The following is a 15,638-nucleotide window of genomic DNA, read 5'->3' as shown; positions in this document are numbered from 1 at the left end:
CATTTTCTACTATTTGAAAAGGAGCTTCCAACCAATGAATGAACGACTAGCTGCTGCGATCCAACTTCGGGCTGAAAAAAAACTGCAACAATCAAATGAACAATTGATTCAATTAGCTGCCGAAAATCCCCAAGATGCCTTTGTGCAGTACCAAACGGCTTGGAGTTATGATCTTTTAGGGGAAGAACAACAGGCAATTCCTTATTATGAACAAGCAATCGCGTTAGGGTTATCAGAAAACGACTTGCCAGATGCCTACCTAGGTCTAGGCAGCACCTATCGTGCCCTCGGCAATTATCAAAAAGCCGAAGACGTGTTTTTACAAGCGATGAAGCTATTTCCAAAAAATCATGCTTTGCAAACCTTCTATGCCATGACACTGTTTAATCTCGCCGAGTATGAGCAAGCCACTAAACGATTATTGACCCTGCTTGCCGAAACCTCTAGCGATCCAGACATCCAGTCTTACCGACAGGCACTTTTGTTTTATGCGGATAAACTCAATGAGACATGGGCATAAATATACCCTATGAAGCAGCTCCTCCGCTCCCTTTTCTCGTAAAAGGGAGTCTTTCTTTTGGATATCTCGCGATCATCCTTTGCTACCACCGACTGTCCTTTGAACCTTTTCCTCCAAGCAACGCTACCCATCATTATCGAATTTTTCGATAAAAAACCAGTTGACGGCTCTCAATAAATCTGTTAGTTTATCTATGTTTTTTTAATAACAGATTGGAGGAATGACTATGCCCTTTATTGTCTATTTTTTCCTATCCTTATTGATCATTTATATTCCGACACCAACCCTTTTGCTGTTTTTTCAAAAACTCGCCTCGCAGCATGACAATCTGACGGCTTTCAGTAAACTTTTTCTATTATTGATGATCTTGCTAGATTATTACTTAAGCTATTATTGGTTAAAAAACTGCAAGGTCAAAAAAGCGCATTACCTTTATTTAGTCTTTGTCAATGTCTTCGAATGGCTGATCCACTTCTATCTTTATTCACGATTTGAAACGATCAATCTACTAGTCATTTTGTTGTTCCAGACTGTGCTTTTGTGCTGCATGGTCTTCTTCCCATTGTCGGAGAAGTTCCGACGTTTCTTATTTACATAGTCAGTGAGAAGAAGGGTTCACAGTTTTCGGTTTCCTTGATACACTATCCTTATCCATTTGCGAAAGGAAGTGCGCGTATCCACACACCGGAACAAGCTCTTGAAGGCTATATTCAAGCAACCAATACCCACGATTTTCGTCAAGTCCAGCCATTCATTGGAAAACAGGCGATCTATTACTTTTCTGATGCAACCTGTCGAACACCTACGGAAATTTGCCAGTATTTTGAGAATGCTTGGGACTTAATCAAAGACGAACATTATCATATTTCAGATGTGCAATGGCTCCACAAATCTGCTCAATCCGCAGTCTGTCTTTATACGTATCACTATGAAGGTTTTCTGAATGAAGAATTTATTGAAGGCTCGGGTAGAGCCACAAATGTTTTTGAAAAGATCGAAGGAAACTGGGTTTTGGTCCACGAACACTTAAGCTCCTCAGTTACCCCCTAGCCTACGTCATGATTTAAACGATCACAAGAACTGATTTACATTGCAAACCACCTTTGTTACGATTGATAAAAAGGATGTGTTGTGATGTCATTGATCGTCTTGATTGGCGCACAAGCCGCAGGGAAAATGACTGTGGGAAAAGAACTGGAAAAACGATTGGATGCAAAGCTTTTATTCAATCACCAGACCATTGATCTTTTTGCGAACTTTCTTGGCTATAGCCCCGCAGCATTCGCTTTGTCTAATCAAACACGGATCGAACTCTTCAAAGCCTTTGTTCAAAATGAAGCCAATAATACGACAAAATCAATCATTTTTACGGTCTTGATTGATTTCGATCAAGCGGGAGATTTAGCTTTTTTACAAGAGATCGCCCAACTATTTACCGATGCCCAGCAAAAGGTCTATTTTATCGAATTAGTGGCTGATATTGAGGAACGCTTAAAGCGCAATTGCCATGAGGACCGTTTAGCCGCAAAGCCGTCAAAAAGAGCGCTGGCTTTTTCTAGAAACGAGCTTTTGTCTTCGTTTGAAAACTATCGTTTAGAAAGCCTGCCACAGGAATTAACTACCCTTTTTCCAACGATTCCTTCGCTGAAAATCAACAATACCCACTTATCACCTGATGAAGTGAGTCAAACAATTATTGCCCATTTTTCCTTGACTTAAGTGCCAAAGAAACGCCATTCTCAAGATTTGCTTCAATACGAAAATGTCTATTGACTTTGACGCTGCGTCAAGCGGTATCCTCTAATTAAGAGGAGGTGTCAAAATGAAAGTTTATGTTATGCCAATGTTTTATCAATTGAAGACAAAAGATATTGAACAATCATCAAAATGGTTTGCAGAAATCTTGGGGTTCCAGTCATTGTATCAGTTTCGCAATCAAGAAAATCAAGTGACGATGGACCATCTGCGTCTTGCTGACTACCAAGATTTGATGCTGATTGCCGCAGACTCGTTCACTGTTGGCGATGGGGCAATTTTGAATGTAGCGATGATTGATCTTCAGAATATCGCTCAGAAAATTCCCGAAAAGTGGATCGTGGAACCTTTGATGGAAAAGCCTTGGAATGCCTTTGAAATGACCATCAAAGACCCCCACGGTTATTTGTTTACCCTAACAGAGGCGATAAGAAAAAACGAATCAGACTTTCAAACCTTGATGGACCAAACCAAGGATTACTTACAATAAAAAGGAACCGAGTAAGAAGGATGGCTTTCTTACTCGGTTCTTTTTCTCTTTGTATTACCAGCTATCTAATACATATATTCTTATAACACAAAGAGAATTATTACTCATATAAAACAAATAAAAAGAACACGGTTTATTTATTTTGAATACTTTCATTGTTTTTAATTCTGTTCAAATATATAATGGTTTTATCTTAATAAAAGGAGTGACGTAATGAACGTAAAAATAATTTCAAGTGGTTTTTCTGAAAAATCCTTTGAGAATAAAGTCAACCAGTATTTAGACTTTATTCAGGATAATGGTTTAAAAATTGTTGAGATTCAGTATCGCCCAAGTTTTTACGGCTATTCTGCCATGATCATCTACAACTGATCCTATACAATTCCTAAATCAGTGTAACGAATGATACACATCCCCCAAACGAAATTTTATCAACACCATATTTATTCACACCGACTTGAGAACATGTTACACTAAGCGAAAAGGAGGATTTCCTATGGAAAAGAAATCGCAGCTTCCGTGGTACAAGCGCAAAAAGTTCTACCTTCCAGTTGCCGTCGTCCTCGGCGTGATTGGGGTTCTTCCCAGTCTCGTCTCTCTTTTCGGGGTATCGATCGATGATGAATTCAATCCTGATTACTATTCTGATCCGAATGAACCAATGTTCAAGAAAAAACAAAACTGACTGTTGGGATGCCGTATGCAGGTTTTTTGACCAACAAAAAAAGAGCAATCACTCGCTGTTGTGTTTGCTCCTTTTTTAAAAGGGATTCGGCAGACCTACGCACCTTGACAGGGTAAGCTGTTTGGGGAGAGGGCGTTTGAATGCGCGAATGAACAGTAACTTATTACGTGAAACCACTTATACTTTTTTCCTGTTAAAAAATCAATTGCTAACCAATCACAAAGGATCGATTATTTGAAGAAAGAAAAAACGTTAGCCATTAGTTCTACAACTTCCCAGGGAAAACTAAAAAAATCAAACATCCATTTCTCCTCCTTTAATTGACTTTCTTCAAGTTTACCCGCAAAATAAAGCTGTAACATATTTGGACTATTTTTCCGTCCACTTTTTTTAGGAGGGATTTTTTGAAGGCCAATGACTTGTTAAAAGAGTTACGAACGGAACGAAATATCTCACAGCGAAAATTGGTTGAGAACATTTCAGAACGCAGTACACTGGCAACCTTTGAACAAAAAGGGCACCGCATCGCCTTTGATATTTTGCACCAGTATTTGGACCGCTTAAATGTCACTTTGGAGGAATTTGAGTATCGCTTGGATGACAATCAAGTCAGCGAGAAAAAGCAGCTATCCAAACAGTTGACCACCGCTTACTATGAAAGCAAGTATTCTGAAGTCCTCTCTTTGATTAACAAAGCCCAAGCGCTGTATAAAACCACGAAGGATTTCTTCTATTATGTCCTGTATAGTCAATTCTTTTTGATTTTAGAGAAAAAAGGCGTGGTTACCGACGAGGAAGAACGGTGCATCATCGAAGCGACCATCAAGAAATACTTGGAACGCATCGACACGTGGGGAAAATTTGAAATCTCCTTATTTACCAATCTGCTCTTCCTCTTTTCTGACGAGTACATCTTGTATCAAATGGAACACCTGAATAAAAAAATTTTTTACAGCAATGCGTTAAGTATCAATTATCAAATCTACACAAAATTGCTGACGAATGCGGCTTTCTTGTTTATCGATCGCAAAAAACCTGCCGAGTTGGCGCATGTGCTGACGTATCTAGCCGATCACCTGCCGCCGGACAATGATCGTATCCGCTTGATGATTCGTTATTTCGAAGGCATTTACGCCTTGTTTCAAGGAGATCGTACGCTGGGAATGGCCACGATTGAAAAAGCATTGGATTATCTGCGTTTTATTGGGCAAGAAGCCTTTGCCAAAGAATTAGAGGCACTGGCTCAGAGTATCTAAAAAAACCTGCTGCTTCCTCTCAGTAAGAGAACGACTCTCTTACACGGAGGAAACAGCAGGTTTATTTTTTTCTTAAAGTACATGCAATGCTTCTTTCCAGAGCAAGACCCGTTTGACAGAAGCATTCAAATCAGCTTCTAAATAGCGGCCATCTTCAACCGCTTGTACCACAAAAGGAATCTGTTCTTGGTAGGTAGATGAGATCACTAGATCATTTCCCGCCTGCAACGCCTGTAATGCGGCTTCTTTTTGCGGAATGAACTCAGAAAGTCCTGCCATATCCAAGTCATCCGTCATGATGACCCCTTCAAAATGCAATTCATTTCGCAGCAGCTCATGCACGGGTTTTGAAATAGAGGCGGGTACGGTCTCATCGATACTATGGACGATCGTATGGGCGACCAAAATACTATCGGCACCAGCTTTGATCCCTGCGGCAAAAGGCAGAAAATCCGTTTCCCGCAATGCAGATAGCGGGCGGTCATCGGTGACGATTTCGACATGCGAGTCACGATTGTTGCCATAACCAGTAAAATGCTTCAAGGTTGACCCAACGTGGTGTTTCTGTAAAACATGAACCACACGTTCTACAAATGCACTCGTGCCCTGCGCATCCATGCCAATGGTTCGGTCGTAGATAAAGGACTGCGGATCAGTGGAAACATCGGCAACGGGAAACAGCCCGGCATTGATGCCATACGCTTTTAAAATTTCCGCTTTCTTTGCTGTATCTTCTTCGATCGCCGACCATCCACCTTGAGCATACAGCTGTTGTGGTGAGAGAAAACGCTGATCCGTAAGGTTTGGATTGCGGCTGATGCGACTCACTGTTCCCCCTTCTTCATCCATACCGATCAACAGCGGAATGGCGCTGGCTGCTTGGTAATCTGCAATTTTGTTTTTTAAGCTCTCCGCCGTCTCATTTTCGGTATCACGGCCGAATAACAGATAGCCACCAAAGTGATACTTTTGAAGCTCTTCGATTTGATTGCTTTCAGGTACACGGACAAAAAACAATTGCCCGACCTTTTCCTCCAAACTCATCGTAGCGATTTTTTCTGCTATTGCCTCTTCTGACTGTTCTTGCGCGGAAGTTGAAACAGAAGTTGACGTGGAAACTGAGGTGGTTTCCTGACTTTCCCTGCTTTCTTCCTTTGTTTCGTCCCTCGAGCTGATTTGCTGGATCACGGCTGACTCCTCCGTTTGCTGTTTTTGCTGTTCTATCAACCACTTCATCCCTCCCATTGCTACTAAGATCAAGAAAAGAAACAGTCCCATAGCGAGTCCTTTTTTATTCATAGGTTCCCCTTCCCCTCTAAACAAGTTATTGAGAATGATTAAGCCAATCCTTAGAAAGAAAAAAGTGAACCACTGACGAAATATTCGCAGATGATTCACTTCAATGGATGTTATCGTTCTTTTTTACTCGTTAAACGAACCGTCGGATCAGCCGTTTGTATGGTACCGCACGCCCTACGATGTAAATCAACGCAGTTTGTATCGGGAACATGATGACTGCTTTTAGCAAGCGGACCGACCAGATCGCCCAGCTTGTCAAAGGAATATTCAGCATCATAGCTAACCAGATCGGTGTTAAGATCAAGGTTATTAAAAGTGTATTTAACAAGACGACCATCGCCGCTCGTTTTAATGTGACTTCTTTCCGATAGAAGAAGTAGCCATAAATCAGTCCACCAACAAAGGCATTGATGGTAAAGCCAAAAAAGTAGGCTGATTTTGGAAAAATCACCATTCCTGCGATATCAGCTAATGAGGAGCCAACTGCTGTCCAAAATGGACCAAACAGCATACCCATGATCAGCTGGGGTACAAAGGAAAATGTGATTTTGATATAGGAAGTTTCAAACCCCAAGATTTGCGACAAGACGACCATTAAGGCAATCAAAAGTCCCATGACCGCAATCATGTGTGCATCGACTTTTCTTTTCATAGCGAGCATCTCCTTTTAGAGTTGCTACAAATTCATGCAGCGAATGCGAAAATAAAACCGCGAACGAATGCTCGTTCTTCGTCCGAAAGGCAACATCCCATCCTTTCAGCACTTAACGCTTTATTTCCTACTCTGATTTTTATTAGGTATTGCTACCCAGACACACTATAGCATACAAGCGCGGACTGCTACAATTTTTCTTGCTTATTTTCTTGTACAAACTCTGCCAATGTTCGCGTTTCGTTTTTGTGTATCAAAAAAACGCTTTTCTCACGTGAATGTTTCTGCCACCAGTAAGTGAGCAGCAAACATTCTCAAAAAAAGCGTTCATTCCTGTTTCTTGTTTCCTTTCAAACCTTATGACAATTTACCCAATCAGATTGTCATTGATCAATACCGATTTGATGTCGCGTAATTGATGATCGATAGCAAGCTGTTCATGGGTCATTGTTGCGGTGACCTCTTTCATGGCATGCATTTCTTCATTCAATTCGTTGATATTCGTTACTAATTTGTTCAATGCTTCAATAATCAATTGATTGTTATCCATGGTGAAACACTCCTTTTTGTAATGGTTGAGGTTAGTCTTCTTCGTTGATTGGCTGCTTCATCGTACCAACGGCGGCAACTGCGCGTTTCGTTTTATAAAACAATTTGTATAAAACAAGAACGACGACTGGGATCAGTCCGCATAAGATGTAGATTTGCGAATAATCAAATAGACCGTGTAAGCTTCCTAGTGCATAGGGACCTACGCCTAAGCCGAGATCCAGCCCGATGAAATAAGTGGAGAGCGCTACGCCGACTCGGTGAGGATCGACTTCTTTCAGACAGACGGCTTGGCCATTGGACATGAAGGTGCCATAGCCCAAGCCGACAAAGCAACCCGCAAGCAACAACATCCAGCTGTTACCAGTAATACTCAATAAGAAAAGACCCAGGGTCAAGAATAGAAAGCTAGGATACATGACCGCATCTGCGCCATGACGGTCAAAAAGTTTGCCCGTCATTGGTCGAGTGAAGGTCACAGAAAGTGCATAGACGATGAAGAAAAAGGCACCGGCCGTTTCTAACCCAAGGTCACTAGCATAGATCGACAAGAAGCCGAGAACACTGGAATAAGCCAGTCCGATCAAAAAGGCAATCCCAGAAATGAAAAAGACTTTTGGTTCGACAAAACTTTTGATGGACCATTTTTTTAATTGTGCTCTGTGTTCTTCCGTCAATGGGATGTTTTTGACTGGGAACCAGAAACACGCGATGGCTGTTGCGATTGATAAGAGGGTTGCTAACCAAATAATGAAATCAAAGCCGACCGTCGGTAATAATAGCATGCCAATAAAAGGTCCGACTGCCGCTGCTAAACTGGTACTTAATCCATAGTAATTGATCCCTTCCCCATGTTTGGAAGCTGGGATATAAGCGGTGACGATCGCATTAGCCGCAGTCGAGACGGCGCCGTAAGCAAAGCCATTGAAAAAGCGCACGGTATCTAAAATATAAATGTTGACTGAGACCAAATAAGCAGCGGTGGTAATGACATAAAACAATATCCCCCAGCGCAAAACGGCTTTACGACCAACTAATTCTAAAATTTTCCCAACATACAAGCGAGCGATCAAGGTCCCGATAATGTAGATCCCCGCTGCCAAGCCAGCTTGTGCAGTGGATGCCCCTAACTCCTGTGTGGCAAATTTCGCGGTGATGACGACAAAACAATAATACACGAGAAAGACGATAAAATTGATCAAGGTAATCGTGATAAACCCTTTGTTCCATAGTTTTTCATTTTTAGTTGACGGCAACGAGCTGACGACTCCTTCTTGATTGGTTTCCCTATCTGACATGTTTCTTCCATTCCTCCTGTTTGTGCTGTGATGCGTTTTACTATACCGAAACTTCCTCTGCTTGAAATGCGCTTTTGCTGTTAAAAAAGAGCATTAACAAGAAACATTAACATTTGTTATTGCTTTTTCACCAGAAATGTCTTTTAATGAAGCATGAATAGAGGAAATTTCAGATTTTTTTCAGAAAATGTTGGGTTGGCATGAAGTGAAGGAGTAACGTGGGTGGAGAAACAGATATTACGTGATTATTTAGAAAAACAAGCAATACCGGTCGTTATCCGTAAGAAAAAGAGTTACTTGACATATGAAGGCATCCCGGATCGGTACGTCTATATTTTAAAAAAAGGCATCATCAAAACTAGCGTAGTGACCCATGAAGGGCGCGAATTCAACTTGCGCTATTTGACGGATTTTGAGATCGTCTCTTTGTTTAAAGACGAATCCTCTCAAGAAGTCGAAGCCCCTTTTAATGTGCGGGTTGAATCAGAAGAAGCCGAATTATACAAAATTGTGCGGGATCAATTTTGGGCAGATGTCAATCGTGATCGCCTGCTGCAGGATTATGTCAAAGAGTATTATCGAAGAAACTTGATGGATACGATGAAAAAGATGCAGCAAATGCTGATGAACGGCAAATTTGGTGCTGTCTGTACCCAAATCAATGAGCTGTATGAAACGTTCGGAATCCAGACAACAGATGGTGTCTTGATTGACTTTGAAGTCACCAATGAGGAGATCGCTCGCTTTTGCGGCATTACCTCTGCCAGCAGTGTCAATCGAATGATGCAAAAATTACGAGAATCTGGCGCCCTAAAAAGTGTCGATCGCAAACTATTAGTGACAGATATCGACTTTATTCGGGAGAATATTATTTATTGATTTTAGTGTGAATGAGTTATAGATGGAAACTAAATAGTAAAAGCATATAAAATGACAGGCACAACACTGCAATGAGCAAACTCATCATCGCTATGTTGTGCCTTGTATGGTATTTGTGTATCGCTGTATTTACTAATCAGTTTCTCAGTAGATACAAGATTCGTTCTTTTTCGATAAATGTTCCCCGATACTTCCAGCAGGATGCCATTTTAAATAAGTCTGAACATCTAATTGCTTTTCTTCCTGCAGTAATATGGATAACTCTTGGATAACCATCATCTGAGCAAGAATCGAAGCTCTTGGCGGTTTGTTTAAATCATCCCCTTCCCTCACTACTTTTACAGTGATCGCATGTGTCGATAACTTAGCCATTGAAGAAGATGCATTACTAGAGATTGTTATAATCTTGGCATGATTATTTTTTAGCACTTGCAAAGTAGCAATCATTTCTTTCGTTTCTCCACTGTTTGAAATAGCGATCACTACATCATTTTCAGCAACCTGCCCACTTGAACCATGTACCGCCTCCGTACCATCCAAATAGTATGCAGGTGTACCAGTGGATGACAATAGTGATGCGCCATAGGCAGCAACATATGAAGGTTTTCCGATTCCTGTTAAATGAATACGTCCATTCTGCAATTCACATCCCAATATTTCTTGGACAACTTTTTTCAAATCAGAATCATTCACGTTGCGAATCACACTGTTTATTGCCAGCTGGGCACTTTCTTTGTATTCCTTCAGCATCGTTGTTCACCTCCCTAAATTCTTATTTGTTCAAAAATACTATACTCCTTTACGTCCATTGGAGTTGTTTGGTAGTAAAAACGAATACCGTTTTTCTGTAATTCGCGTATTTTCTGCAAATCTTTATCATCATAATAATAATCTAGCTTCCTAATCAAAAACCTACTTGCTGGATATGGTACTTGTACTTCTCTAAGCGGATAGCCGTTTTGATAAGCGGAATAAACATCAGAAATTTTTTTGAAAAGTAATATGATATTTATTTTTCTCGCATCGGTATCCTTCTCTAATTCTTGATGAAAGGCTAATAACTGATCTGCAGAAAGGATCTTTACATTGATTGTTGAAGGTAAAGATAACTGAAATACTTGTTCGAAAAAGAGATCTCCTTTACTTTTTTCATCAACGATAATAATTTGACTCGCATTGACAAACCTGCTCCAATTTAATGCTACTGTCGCATGAAGCAATCGATTATCGACACGAACTAACTTTACTTTCCCGCTCATAGCTGTCCACCTGCCTGCTCTTGCTTTTGATCATTCTTAAACAGCTTAGAAAGCATGTAAAAAAGAACTTTCCCTTGAAACGTTCCCCTTATATCAAGTCCAAATTGTTCCTCGTATTTCTTTAGCTTATAAACGAGTGTGTTCTTATGAACAAAAAGTTTCTCTGCAGCCTGTGTGACATTATAGTCTGCTTGAAACAAACCGTCGGCAATCATCACCATTTCATCAATCTCACTTGTTGAAATAGTTTCGTAGTAATAGTTAAAGGTTTGATTTACTTTACTTTCAATTAAATATGAAACAAAAAAATCAACTTGATAGTCTTCAAAAAAGACAGTTTGATTGACCGCTATTCTTTTTTGATGGGTTAGCCACAAGCAAGCCTCATAACTCTGTTTATAATAGGAGAGTTTATTTTGAACAGATCCTACATAATACCTGCACTCTGCGAGTCCCCAATCTTTTAATTCCTCAATAAAGGAAGTAATTACTTCTTTTACCATTCCCATCTTGATTGATTGAGGTAAGGTTTTAAAAAGTAGGAGCCTTTTTGAATCTAATAGTGCTAGAATCGTTCCTTTATGCTCTGTTCGATATTTCAGACGTTTCACTTCTTCTGCTTCAAACCCTCGGTTACTGCATATCAGTACTGCCACTCGTGGAAGCGTCCAGTCAATTTTCATTTCCTGCATCAATTCTTTTGTCGCTTGCAATTCCATCTTCTCTTCATCAAGCAATAATTTGATAAGCTGTTCGTCTAAACTAGCATTCATCTGTAAAAATTCGTCAGCTAGTTCATATTCTATTCGAGTAGCTAAGGACTGTGCGAGTAATCTACCGACAATTTCAATTTCAGAGTCTTCACTATAGACCCAAAGATAACCAAAATTCTGCTTTTTAACATGAACTTTGAATAAGAGATTTCTCTTATCAGCGCTATGCAAAGGAATAATATTTCCAATCAAATTTTTTTCACTGCTGAATTTGATCCTTCCAGAATCATCTAGCAAGCCGATTACGTAATTGCGGTAGTCTTTGACGACTAAAATAAACTCATAAAAGATTTGTTCTAATTTCACTCTCGTCACCCTGTTTCATGAAATAATAGGTTTTAAACATTCTACCATTTTTGCAACAGTGTCTTGCTAATACTATAAAATATTTTGATTGCGAAATTCCTCAATCAACGTCTGGACTTTGTTCTGATCATCTGCGCTTAGTTCATTTACAGGTTTTCTTGCTGGGCCTACTTGTGCAATGCCTGCTTGTTCTACGGCATACTTCAATACCGAAGGAACACTTCCAAGAGGCAAAATACTTCTTAGTGACTCTATATGTTTTTGATAGTTTCGGGCTTTTGTCTCATTGCCTTCTCTTAAAGATTTATCTAACTGAACAAGGCTTTTTGTTAGAAGATTGCTCGTTCCTGCAATAGCTCCTGATGCGCCTAATTGATACCCATCACTAATTTTCGAATCTGATCCCACTAGAACATCGATACCAGTTTCTTTGCCTACTGACAGAAATGACTTTAATGTTTCTAAGTCCCCACTACTGTCTTTGATTGCTTGAATATTCCCGACAGCTTTAAACTCTTCGAGCAAGGAGGGAGAAATATTGCAGCCTGTATTCTTGGGAATGTTATAAAGAACGATAGGTATTCGAACCGATTGTGCAATCTCTTTAAAATAACCCAGTAATTCTTGTTGACTCGGTGTAATGAAATAAGGAGTGACAATAGATAATGCATCGACTCCTAAAGCTTCGGCTTCTTGGGACAGCCAGACTGCTTCTTTTGTTGCGCATGATCCAGTTCCAGCAAATACAGGAACGCGATGATCGGTTACTTCTACAACAAATTTTAGAAATGCTTTTTTTTCTTCCCTAGATAGTAGATGAAATTCACCATTGCTTCCTAAGGGAAAAATCCCTTGAACACCACAACTTATAAGATGCTCTATTAGTTCTTCTGCTGCCGAATAGTTAATCGCTTGTTCAGAATTTCTGTAAAAAGGGGTTAAAATTGGAGTGATGATGCCCTCGAACATAGTGTTAGTCCTCCTCAACTACTTGATTTGTATAGACAATGGCTTGCTGTGCCGATGCAATAAATTGCTGCATGATTTCAGTGTCTGACTGCTGATCCTTACTCATATACACATCAATGAATAACGGCATACTAAGTCCTGCGATTACATGGTGTCCATATTTTCTGGTTAAAACAGTCAACACATTTGATGGGGTACCACCAAACAAATCCACTAGAGCAATTGTGGTTCCAGACATTTTTCTTAACAAAGAATCAGCTTGATTCATAAAGTCTTCAAATGATTGTTGTGGAAGAAGTGAAATTGAATAAACATTTTCAAGATTACCTAAAATCATTTCTGCCGAATTTTTTAATTCTTCACCAAATTTTCCATGTGTTGCAATAATTATGTTCATTTCTTTCTCCTCTTTCATATATTACTGGAAATGATTAATAATCTTTTCTGCCGATAAATTACAGGTTCGTTTTTCTGCCTCTTCCGTTCGTGCACCTATATGAGAAGTAAGATAAAAATTATCAAGTGTTACTAATTTATCTCCACATTGCGGGGGCTCCTTTGAAAAAACATCAAAGCAAGCGCTGCGAATTTTACCCTGTGTCAAGGCTTCATACAAGGCTTCTTCATCAACAATTCCTCCCCGAGCCGTATTTATTAAGCAAGCACTTTTCTTCATTTTTTCAAATGCCGTCTGTGAGAACATGTTTTTAGTTTCGTCTACGAGAGGAAGATGTAAAGACAGATAGTCCGCATGTAAAAGTATTTCTTCAAATGAAGCCTCATTAACCGCTGATTTTTTTAATTCATTTTCTTTGATTGGAAGAATATCTTGAACGAGAACCTTCATTCCTAAACTCAAGGCAATTTCAGCTAATCTTTTCCCGATCGCTCCATAACCAACAATTCCTAAAACTTTGCCAGAAATTTCATATCCTGTCGGCTTGTTCCAAAAACCGTCCTTGACTTCTGCGATATTTCTATAGAGATTTTTCGCATCCAAAAACATCAATGCAGCAACATGTTCAGCGACTGCATTCGTATTTGTTCCCAAAGTTCTTTCTACGACGATTCCTTTCTCCTTGCAAAAATCAGTATCGATATTATCAATACCTACACCAAATTTGCAGATAATTTGTAGTCTGGGACAAGCTTCTAAAAATGAACGATCGATGTCGTCCACTCCCACAATTAACGCATCAGCGTCTTGGGATTTTTTTAGAAGTTCTTCTTTGGAATACGCTCTTCCAGTATCATTGTAATCCACGGTAAAACCAGCTTTTTCTAAAACTACTATTTCTTCTAAACCATAGGACGAAAAGCCTCTAGGCGTTATGACTAGCTTCATCTTGATTCTCCTTTATATAATTCCCAAAAATGTCAGTAAAATAGCAAATACCATTGTTACCAGAATGATCTGCAAATATTTTGGGCCGCGTTTAATAATATAAAAGTACATAGCCATTACTAAGAAAAACGGCAACATATTTGGCAAAATATCATTTAATAGCTCTTGTACTTTAACCGTCTCTGTGTCGCTGACAAATTCCAACGCTGTGGAGAAATTGACATAGGCTGCCGAAAGACAACCAATCATAAAGAGCCCAACAATACTTGCTATATCGATCACCTTTTTGATCATTCCAGAGTTTAAAATATTCAACACGGAATTCTTTCCAAATGTATATCCTTTGTTAAACAAAAGCCAAGACCAGCCAAACGACCAGGCAAGATAAATCAATCCTGGAATAAAAGCAGCAATAACTGAACCATTAAGAGCCATCGGAACAAAAATAGCTAATGGGATGGTTGCTACAATCCCTTGATCCACACTATCCCCAATACCAGCCAAAGGTCCCATCAATCCAATTTTTAAAGACTCGATGATTTCCGGTGTTATTTCTTCATTTCCATTTGCCCTTTGCTCTTCAAGAGAGATAACAATTCCATGAATTATACTTCCCCAGTCACAATTCGTATTAAACATTTGAACATGGCGTTGCATGGCAGCTTGCAATTCATCTGGATCATTTGCATATAGCTTTCTTAGAATCTTATTTAGAGAATAACTGAATGCTAATGCTTGCATCCTATCAAAACTAACAGGTACTTCTACTGCTAAGCACCATTTCCACCATGCCTTAAGCAGATCCATGCGGGTAATTTTCTTTTCAATGACTACATCTTGATTCATGCGTATTCCTCCTCATCAGAACTTTGTTTATATAACGAAGAAATCATTGCGATACATACAGCAAAAACGGCACCCGTCAGCATAGAAAAGCCCAAAACGGAATAAGCAAAGAAACCAATGACAAAAAATGGTAAATATTGCTTTTTCCCCATAACAACTAGCGTTAGCGCAAATCCTAATGCAGGTAGCATACCACCAGCATTTGAAAGTCCATTCATCAACCATTCGGGAATAATATTAATAAATGCTTGAACCACATTTGCTCCAAACATAGTCGCTACAAATACGGGAGTGAAATACAGTAAACCATTAGTCAACCAAGGAATGACGAATGAAAACAATGATAACCGTTCATATTGATGCTCAGAAACAAATTTATCCGCTTGGGTATTATAAAAGGAATTAATGGTTCTACGTACGTTATTTATCAACACACCCAGTACGCCAAAAGGAACCGCTAATGCAACCGCTGTGTTTGGATCTAGCCCATTTTGTAGAGCTGCAGGAATAGCAATACAAGCAGCTAAGGCACGATCACTGGGAATGTTTCCACCAGCCTCGATCCCTCCCATGTATAGAAGCTGGATCGTCGCCCCGTAAAGTAATCCAGCTGAAACATCTCCAAAAATCCAGCCAATCACTACTCCGAGTACAACTGGGTTTCTAAAAGCAAACGAAAAATAATACTGTGCTCTTCCCATTGCCAACCAATAAGTAAGACCTACTAAAATCGATGGTATCAACATTTTTTATTTCC

At 39.6% G+C, this 15,638-nt stretch carries 21 protein-coding genes and 1 riboswitch; of the genes, 9 read left to right on the top strand and 12 right to left on the bottom strand.

Annotated features, from left to right (window positions below; genetic code table 11):
- The first annotated feature begins 34 nt into the window (after positions 1-34).
- From IGI82_RS05980 to IGI82_RS05945, 8 genes are all read left to right on the top strand, one after another.
- The gene (locus IGI82_RS05980; RefSeq protein ID WP_086338469.1) at positions 35-520 is read left to right on the top strand and encodes a tetratricopeptide repeat protein; all 486 of its coding nucleotides are present in this window, start codon (positions 35-37) and stop codon (positions 518-520) included.
- A 226-nt stretch (positions 521-746) separates the two neighbouring features.
- The gene (locus tag IGI82_RS05975; RefSeq protein ID WP_074535041.1) at positions 747-1,118 is read left to right on the top strand and encodes a hypothetical protein; all 372 of its coding nucleotides are present in this window, start codon (positions 747-749) and stop codon (positions 1,116-1,118) included.
- 35 nt (positions 1,119-1,153) lie between these two features.
- The gene (locus IGI82_RS05970; RefSeq protein WP_375818650.1) at positions 1,154-1,570 is read left to right on the top strand and encodes a YybH family protein; all 417 of its coding nucleotides are present in this window, start codon (positions 1,154-1,156) and stop codon (positions 1,568-1,570) included.
- Positions 1,571-1,654: 84 nt separating this feature from the next.
- Positions 1,655-2,239 (top strand): AAA family ATPase, encoded by a 585-nt coding sequence (locus IGI82_RS05965; protein WP_288723619.1) that lies wholly within the window; start codon positions 1,655-1,657, stop codon positions 2,237-2,239.
- 103 nt (positions 2,240-2,342) lie between these two features.
- The gene (locus IGI82_RS05960; protein ID WP_438841873.1) at positions 2,343-2,765 is read left to right on the top strand and encodes a VOC family protein; all 423 of its coding nucleotides are present in this window, start codon (positions 2,343-2,345) and stop codon (positions 2,763-2,765) included.
- Positions 2,766-2,978: 213 nt separating this feature from the next.
- Positions 2,979-3,137, top strand: a complete 159-nt coding sequence (locus tag IGI82_RS05955; RefSeq protein ID WP_167823014.1) for a hypothetical protein — start codon at positions 2,979-2,981, stop codon at positions 3,135-3,137.
- Between the two features lie 124 nt (positions 3,138-3,261).
- Positions 3,262-3,450, top strand: a complete 189-nt coding sequence (locus IGI82_RS05950; RefSeq protein ID WP_005225554.1) for a hypothetical protein — start codon at positions 3,262-3,264, stop codon at positions 3,448-3,450.
- 404 nt (positions 3,451-3,854) lie between these two features.
- The gene (locus tag IGI82_RS05945; RefSeq protein WP_438841872.1) at positions 3,855-4,706 is read left to right on the top strand and encodes an Rgg/GadR/MutR family transcriptional regulator; all 852 of its coding nucleotides are present in this window, start codon (positions 3,855-3,857) and stop codon (positions 4,704-4,706) included.
- Positions 4,707-4,778: 72 nt separating this feature from the next.
- Here IGI82_RS05945 and IGI82_RS05940 read toward each other — a convergent pair whose 3' ends face one another.
- The 4 genes from IGI82_RS05940 to IGI82_RS05925 all read right to left on the bottom strand — a co-directional run bounded on the left by IGI82_RS05940 (position 4,779) and on the right by IGI82_RS05925 (position 8,504).
- On the bottom strand, positions 4,779-6,005 hold the full coding sequence (locus IGI82_RS05940; protein WP_438841871.1) for a glycoside hydrolase family 3 protein: 1,227 nt from the start codon (positions 6,003-6,005) through the stop codon (positions 4,779-4,781).
- 130 nt (positions 6,006-6,135) lie between these two features.
- Entirely contained in the window at positions 6,136-6,666 is a 531-nt protein-coding gene (locus IGI82_RS05935; RefSeq protein ID WP_005225551.1) for a folate family ECF transporter S component, read from the bottom strand.
- A gap of 26 nt (positions 6,667-6,692) precedes the next feature.
- Positions 6,693-6,794: riboswitch (THF riboswitch) on the bottom strand.
- Positions 6,795-7,024: 230 nt separating this feature from the next.
- Positions 7,025-7,207, bottom strand: a complete 183-nt coding sequence (locus IGI82_RS05930; RefSeq protein WP_005225550.1) for a hypothetical protein — start codon at positions 7,205-7,207, stop codon at positions 7,025-7,027.
- Positions 7,208-7,238: 31 nt separating this feature from the next.
- Positions 7,239-8,504 (bottom strand): MFS transporter, encoded by a 1,266-nt coding sequence (locus IGI82_RS05925; RefSeq protein WP_438841870.1) that lies wholly within the window; start codon positions 8,502-8,504, stop codon positions 7,239-7,241.
- 222 nt (positions 8,505-8,726) lie between these two features.
- Here IGI82_RS05925 and IGI82_RS05920 point away from each other — a divergent pair, with 222 nt between their 5' ends.
- On the top strand, positions 8,727-9,383 hold the full coding sequence (locus IGI82_RS05920) for a Crp/Fnr family transcriptional regulator (RefSeq protein WP_008378905.1): 657 nt from the start codon (positions 8,727-8,729) through the stop codon (positions 9,381-9,383).
- Between the two features lie 144 nt (positions 9,384-9,527).
- Here IGI82_RS05920 and IGI82_RS05915 read toward each other — a convergent pair whose 3' ends face one another.
- From IGI82_RS05915 to IGI82_RS05880, 8 genes are all read right to left on the bottom strand, one after another.
- On the bottom strand, positions 9,528-10,133 hold the full coding sequence (locus tag IGI82_RS05915) for an SIS domain-containing protein (RefSeq protein WP_438841869.1): 606 nt from the start codon (positions 10,131-10,133) through the stop codon (positions 9,528-9,530).
- A 14-nt stretch (positions 10,134-10,147) separates the two neighbouring features.
- Positions 10,148-10,642, bottom strand: coding sequence for a PTS sugar transporter subunit IIB (locus IGI82_RS05910; RefSeq protein WP_413153545.1), 495 nt, complete (start codon positions 10,640-10,642; stop codon positions 10,148-10,150).
- Positions 10,639-11,721 carry a PucR family transcriptional regulator gene (locus IGI82_RS05905; RefSeq protein ID WP_438841868.1) on the bottom strand — a complete coding sequence of 361 codons (1,083 nt, stop codon included), beginning with the start codon at positions 11,719-11,721 and terminating at the stop codon, positions 10,639-10,641. The genes IGI82_RS05910 and IGI82_RS05905 overlap by 4 nt, the downstream gene beginning before the upstream one ends.
- A 72-nt stretch (positions 11,722-11,793) precedes the next feature.
- Complete coding sequence (gene dapA, locus IGI82_RS05900) at positions 11,794-12,690, bottom strand: 4-hydroxy-tetrahydrodipicolinate synthase (RefSeq protein ID WP_438841867.1); 897 nt, start codon at positions 12,688-12,690, stop codon at positions 11,794-11,796.
- A 4-nt stretch (positions 12,691-12,694) separates the two neighbouring features.
- On the bottom strand, positions 12,695-13,087 hold the full coding sequence (locus IGI82_RS05895; RefSeq protein ID WP_438841866.1) for a PTS sugar transporter subunit IIA: 393 nt from the start codon (positions 13,085-13,087) through the stop codon (positions 12,695-12,697).
- A gap of 21 nt (positions 13,088-13,108) precedes the next feature.
- Positions 13,109-14,035, bottom strand: coding sequence for a phosphoglycerate dehydrogenase (locus IGI82_RS05890; RefSeq protein WP_123834364.1), 927 nt, complete (start codon positions 14,033-14,035; stop codon positions 13,109-13,111).
- Between the two features lie 12 nt (positions 14,036-14,047).
- Entirely contained in the window at positions 14,048-14,881 is an 834-nt protein-coding gene (locus IGI82_RS05885) for a PTS system mannose/fructose/sorbose family transporter subunit IID (RefSeq protein ID WP_016621554.1), read from the bottom strand.
- Positions 14,878-15,627: a PTS mannose/fructose/sorbose/N-acetylgalactosamine transporter subunit IIC gene (locus IGI82_RS05880; RefSeq protein ID WP_016608209.1), complete on the bottom strand. Its 750-nt coding sequence runs from the start codon at positions 15,625-15,627 to the stop codon at positions 14,878-14,880. The genes IGI82_RS05885 and IGI82_RS05880 overlap by 4 nt, the downstream gene beginning before the upstream one ends.
- Positions 15,628-15,638 lie beyond the last annotated feature (11 nt).

This window comes from Enterococcus sp. AZ067, assembly GCF_051715005.1.
GTDB classification, from domain to species: Bacteria; Bacillota; Bacilli; order Lactobacillales; family Enterococcaceae; genus Enterococcus_D; species Enterococcus_D casseliflavus.
This window is presented reverse-complemented; position numbering and strand designations above follow the sequence as displayed.

What these genes read in the sequence shown, in the direction of transcription:
- IGI82_RS05910 (WP_413153545.1), bottom strand. Translation starts at nt 10,642, where the DNA reads ATGAGCGGGAAAGTAAAGTTAGTTCGTGTCGATAATCGATTGCTTCAT.
- IGI82_RS05950 (WP_005225554.1), top strand. Translation starts at nt 3,262, where the DNA reads ATGGAAAAGAAATCGCAGCTTCCGTGGTACAAGCGCAAAAAGTTCTAC.
- IGI82_RS05940 (WP_438841871.1), bottom strand. Translation starts at nt 6,005, where the DNA reads ATGAATAAAAAAGGACTCGCTATGGGACTGTTTCTTTTCTTGATCTTA.
- IGI82_RS05895 (WP_438841866.1), bottom strand. Translation starts at nt 13,087, where the DNA reads ATGAACATAATTATTGCAACACATGGAAAATTTGGTGAAGAATTAAAA.
- IGI82_RS05890 (WP_123834364.1), bottom strand. Translation starts at nt 14,035, where the DNA reads ATGAAGCTAGTCATAACGCCTAGAGGCTTTTCGTCCTATGGTTTAGAA.
- IGI82_RS05915 (WP_438841869.1), bottom strand. Translation starts at nt 10,133, where the DNA reads ATGCTGAAGGAATACAAAGAAAGTGCCCAGCTGGCAATAAACAGTGTG.
- IGI82_RS05955 (WP_167823014.1), top strand. Translation starts at nt 2,979, where the DNA reads ATGAACGTAAAAATAATTTCAAGTGGTTTTTCTGAAAAATCCTTTGAG.
- IGI82_RS05975 (WP_074535041.1), top strand. Translation starts at nt 747, where the DNA reads ATGCCCTTTATTGTCTATTTTTTCCTATCCTTATTGATCATTTATATT.
- IGI82_RS05925 (WP_438841870.1), bottom strand. Translation starts at nt 8,504, where the DNA reads ATGTCAGATAGGGAAACCAATCAAGAAGGAGTCGTCAGCTCGTTGCCG.
- IGI82_RS05885 (WP_016621554.1), bottom strand. Translation starts at nt 14,881, where the DNA reads ATGAATCAAGATGTAGTCATTGAAAAGAAAATTACCCGCATGGATCTG.
- dapA (WP_438841867.1), bottom strand. Translation starts at nt 12,690, where the DNA reads ATGTTCGAGGGCATCATCACTCCAATTTTAACCCCTTTTTACAGAAAT.
- IGI82_RS05960 (WP_438841873.1), top strand. Translation starts at nt 2,343, where the DNA reads ATGAAAGTTTATGTTATGCCAATGTTTTATCAATTGAAGACAAAAGAT.
- IGI82_RS05980 (WP_086338469.1), top strand. Translation starts at nt 35, where the DNA reads ATGAATGAACGACTAGCTGCTGCGATCCAACTTCGGGCTGAAAAAAAA.
- IGI82_RS05965 (WP_288723619.1), top strand. Translation starts at nt 1,655, where the DNA reads ATGTCATTGATCGTCTTGATTGGCGCACAAGCCGCAGGGAAAATGACT.
- IGI82_RS05930 (WP_005225550.1), bottom strand. Translation starts at nt 7,207, where the DNA reads ATGGATAACAATCAATTGATTATTGAAGCATTGAACAAATTAGTAACG.
- IGI82_RS05935 (WP_005225551.1), bottom strand. Translation starts at nt 6,666, where the DNA reads ATGCTCGCTATGAAAAGAAAAGTCGATGCACACATGATTGCGGTCATG.
- IGI82_RS05880 (WP_016608209.1), bottom strand. Translation starts at nt 15,627, where the DNA reads ATGTTGATACCATCGATTTTAGTAGGTCTTACTTATTGGTTGGCAATG.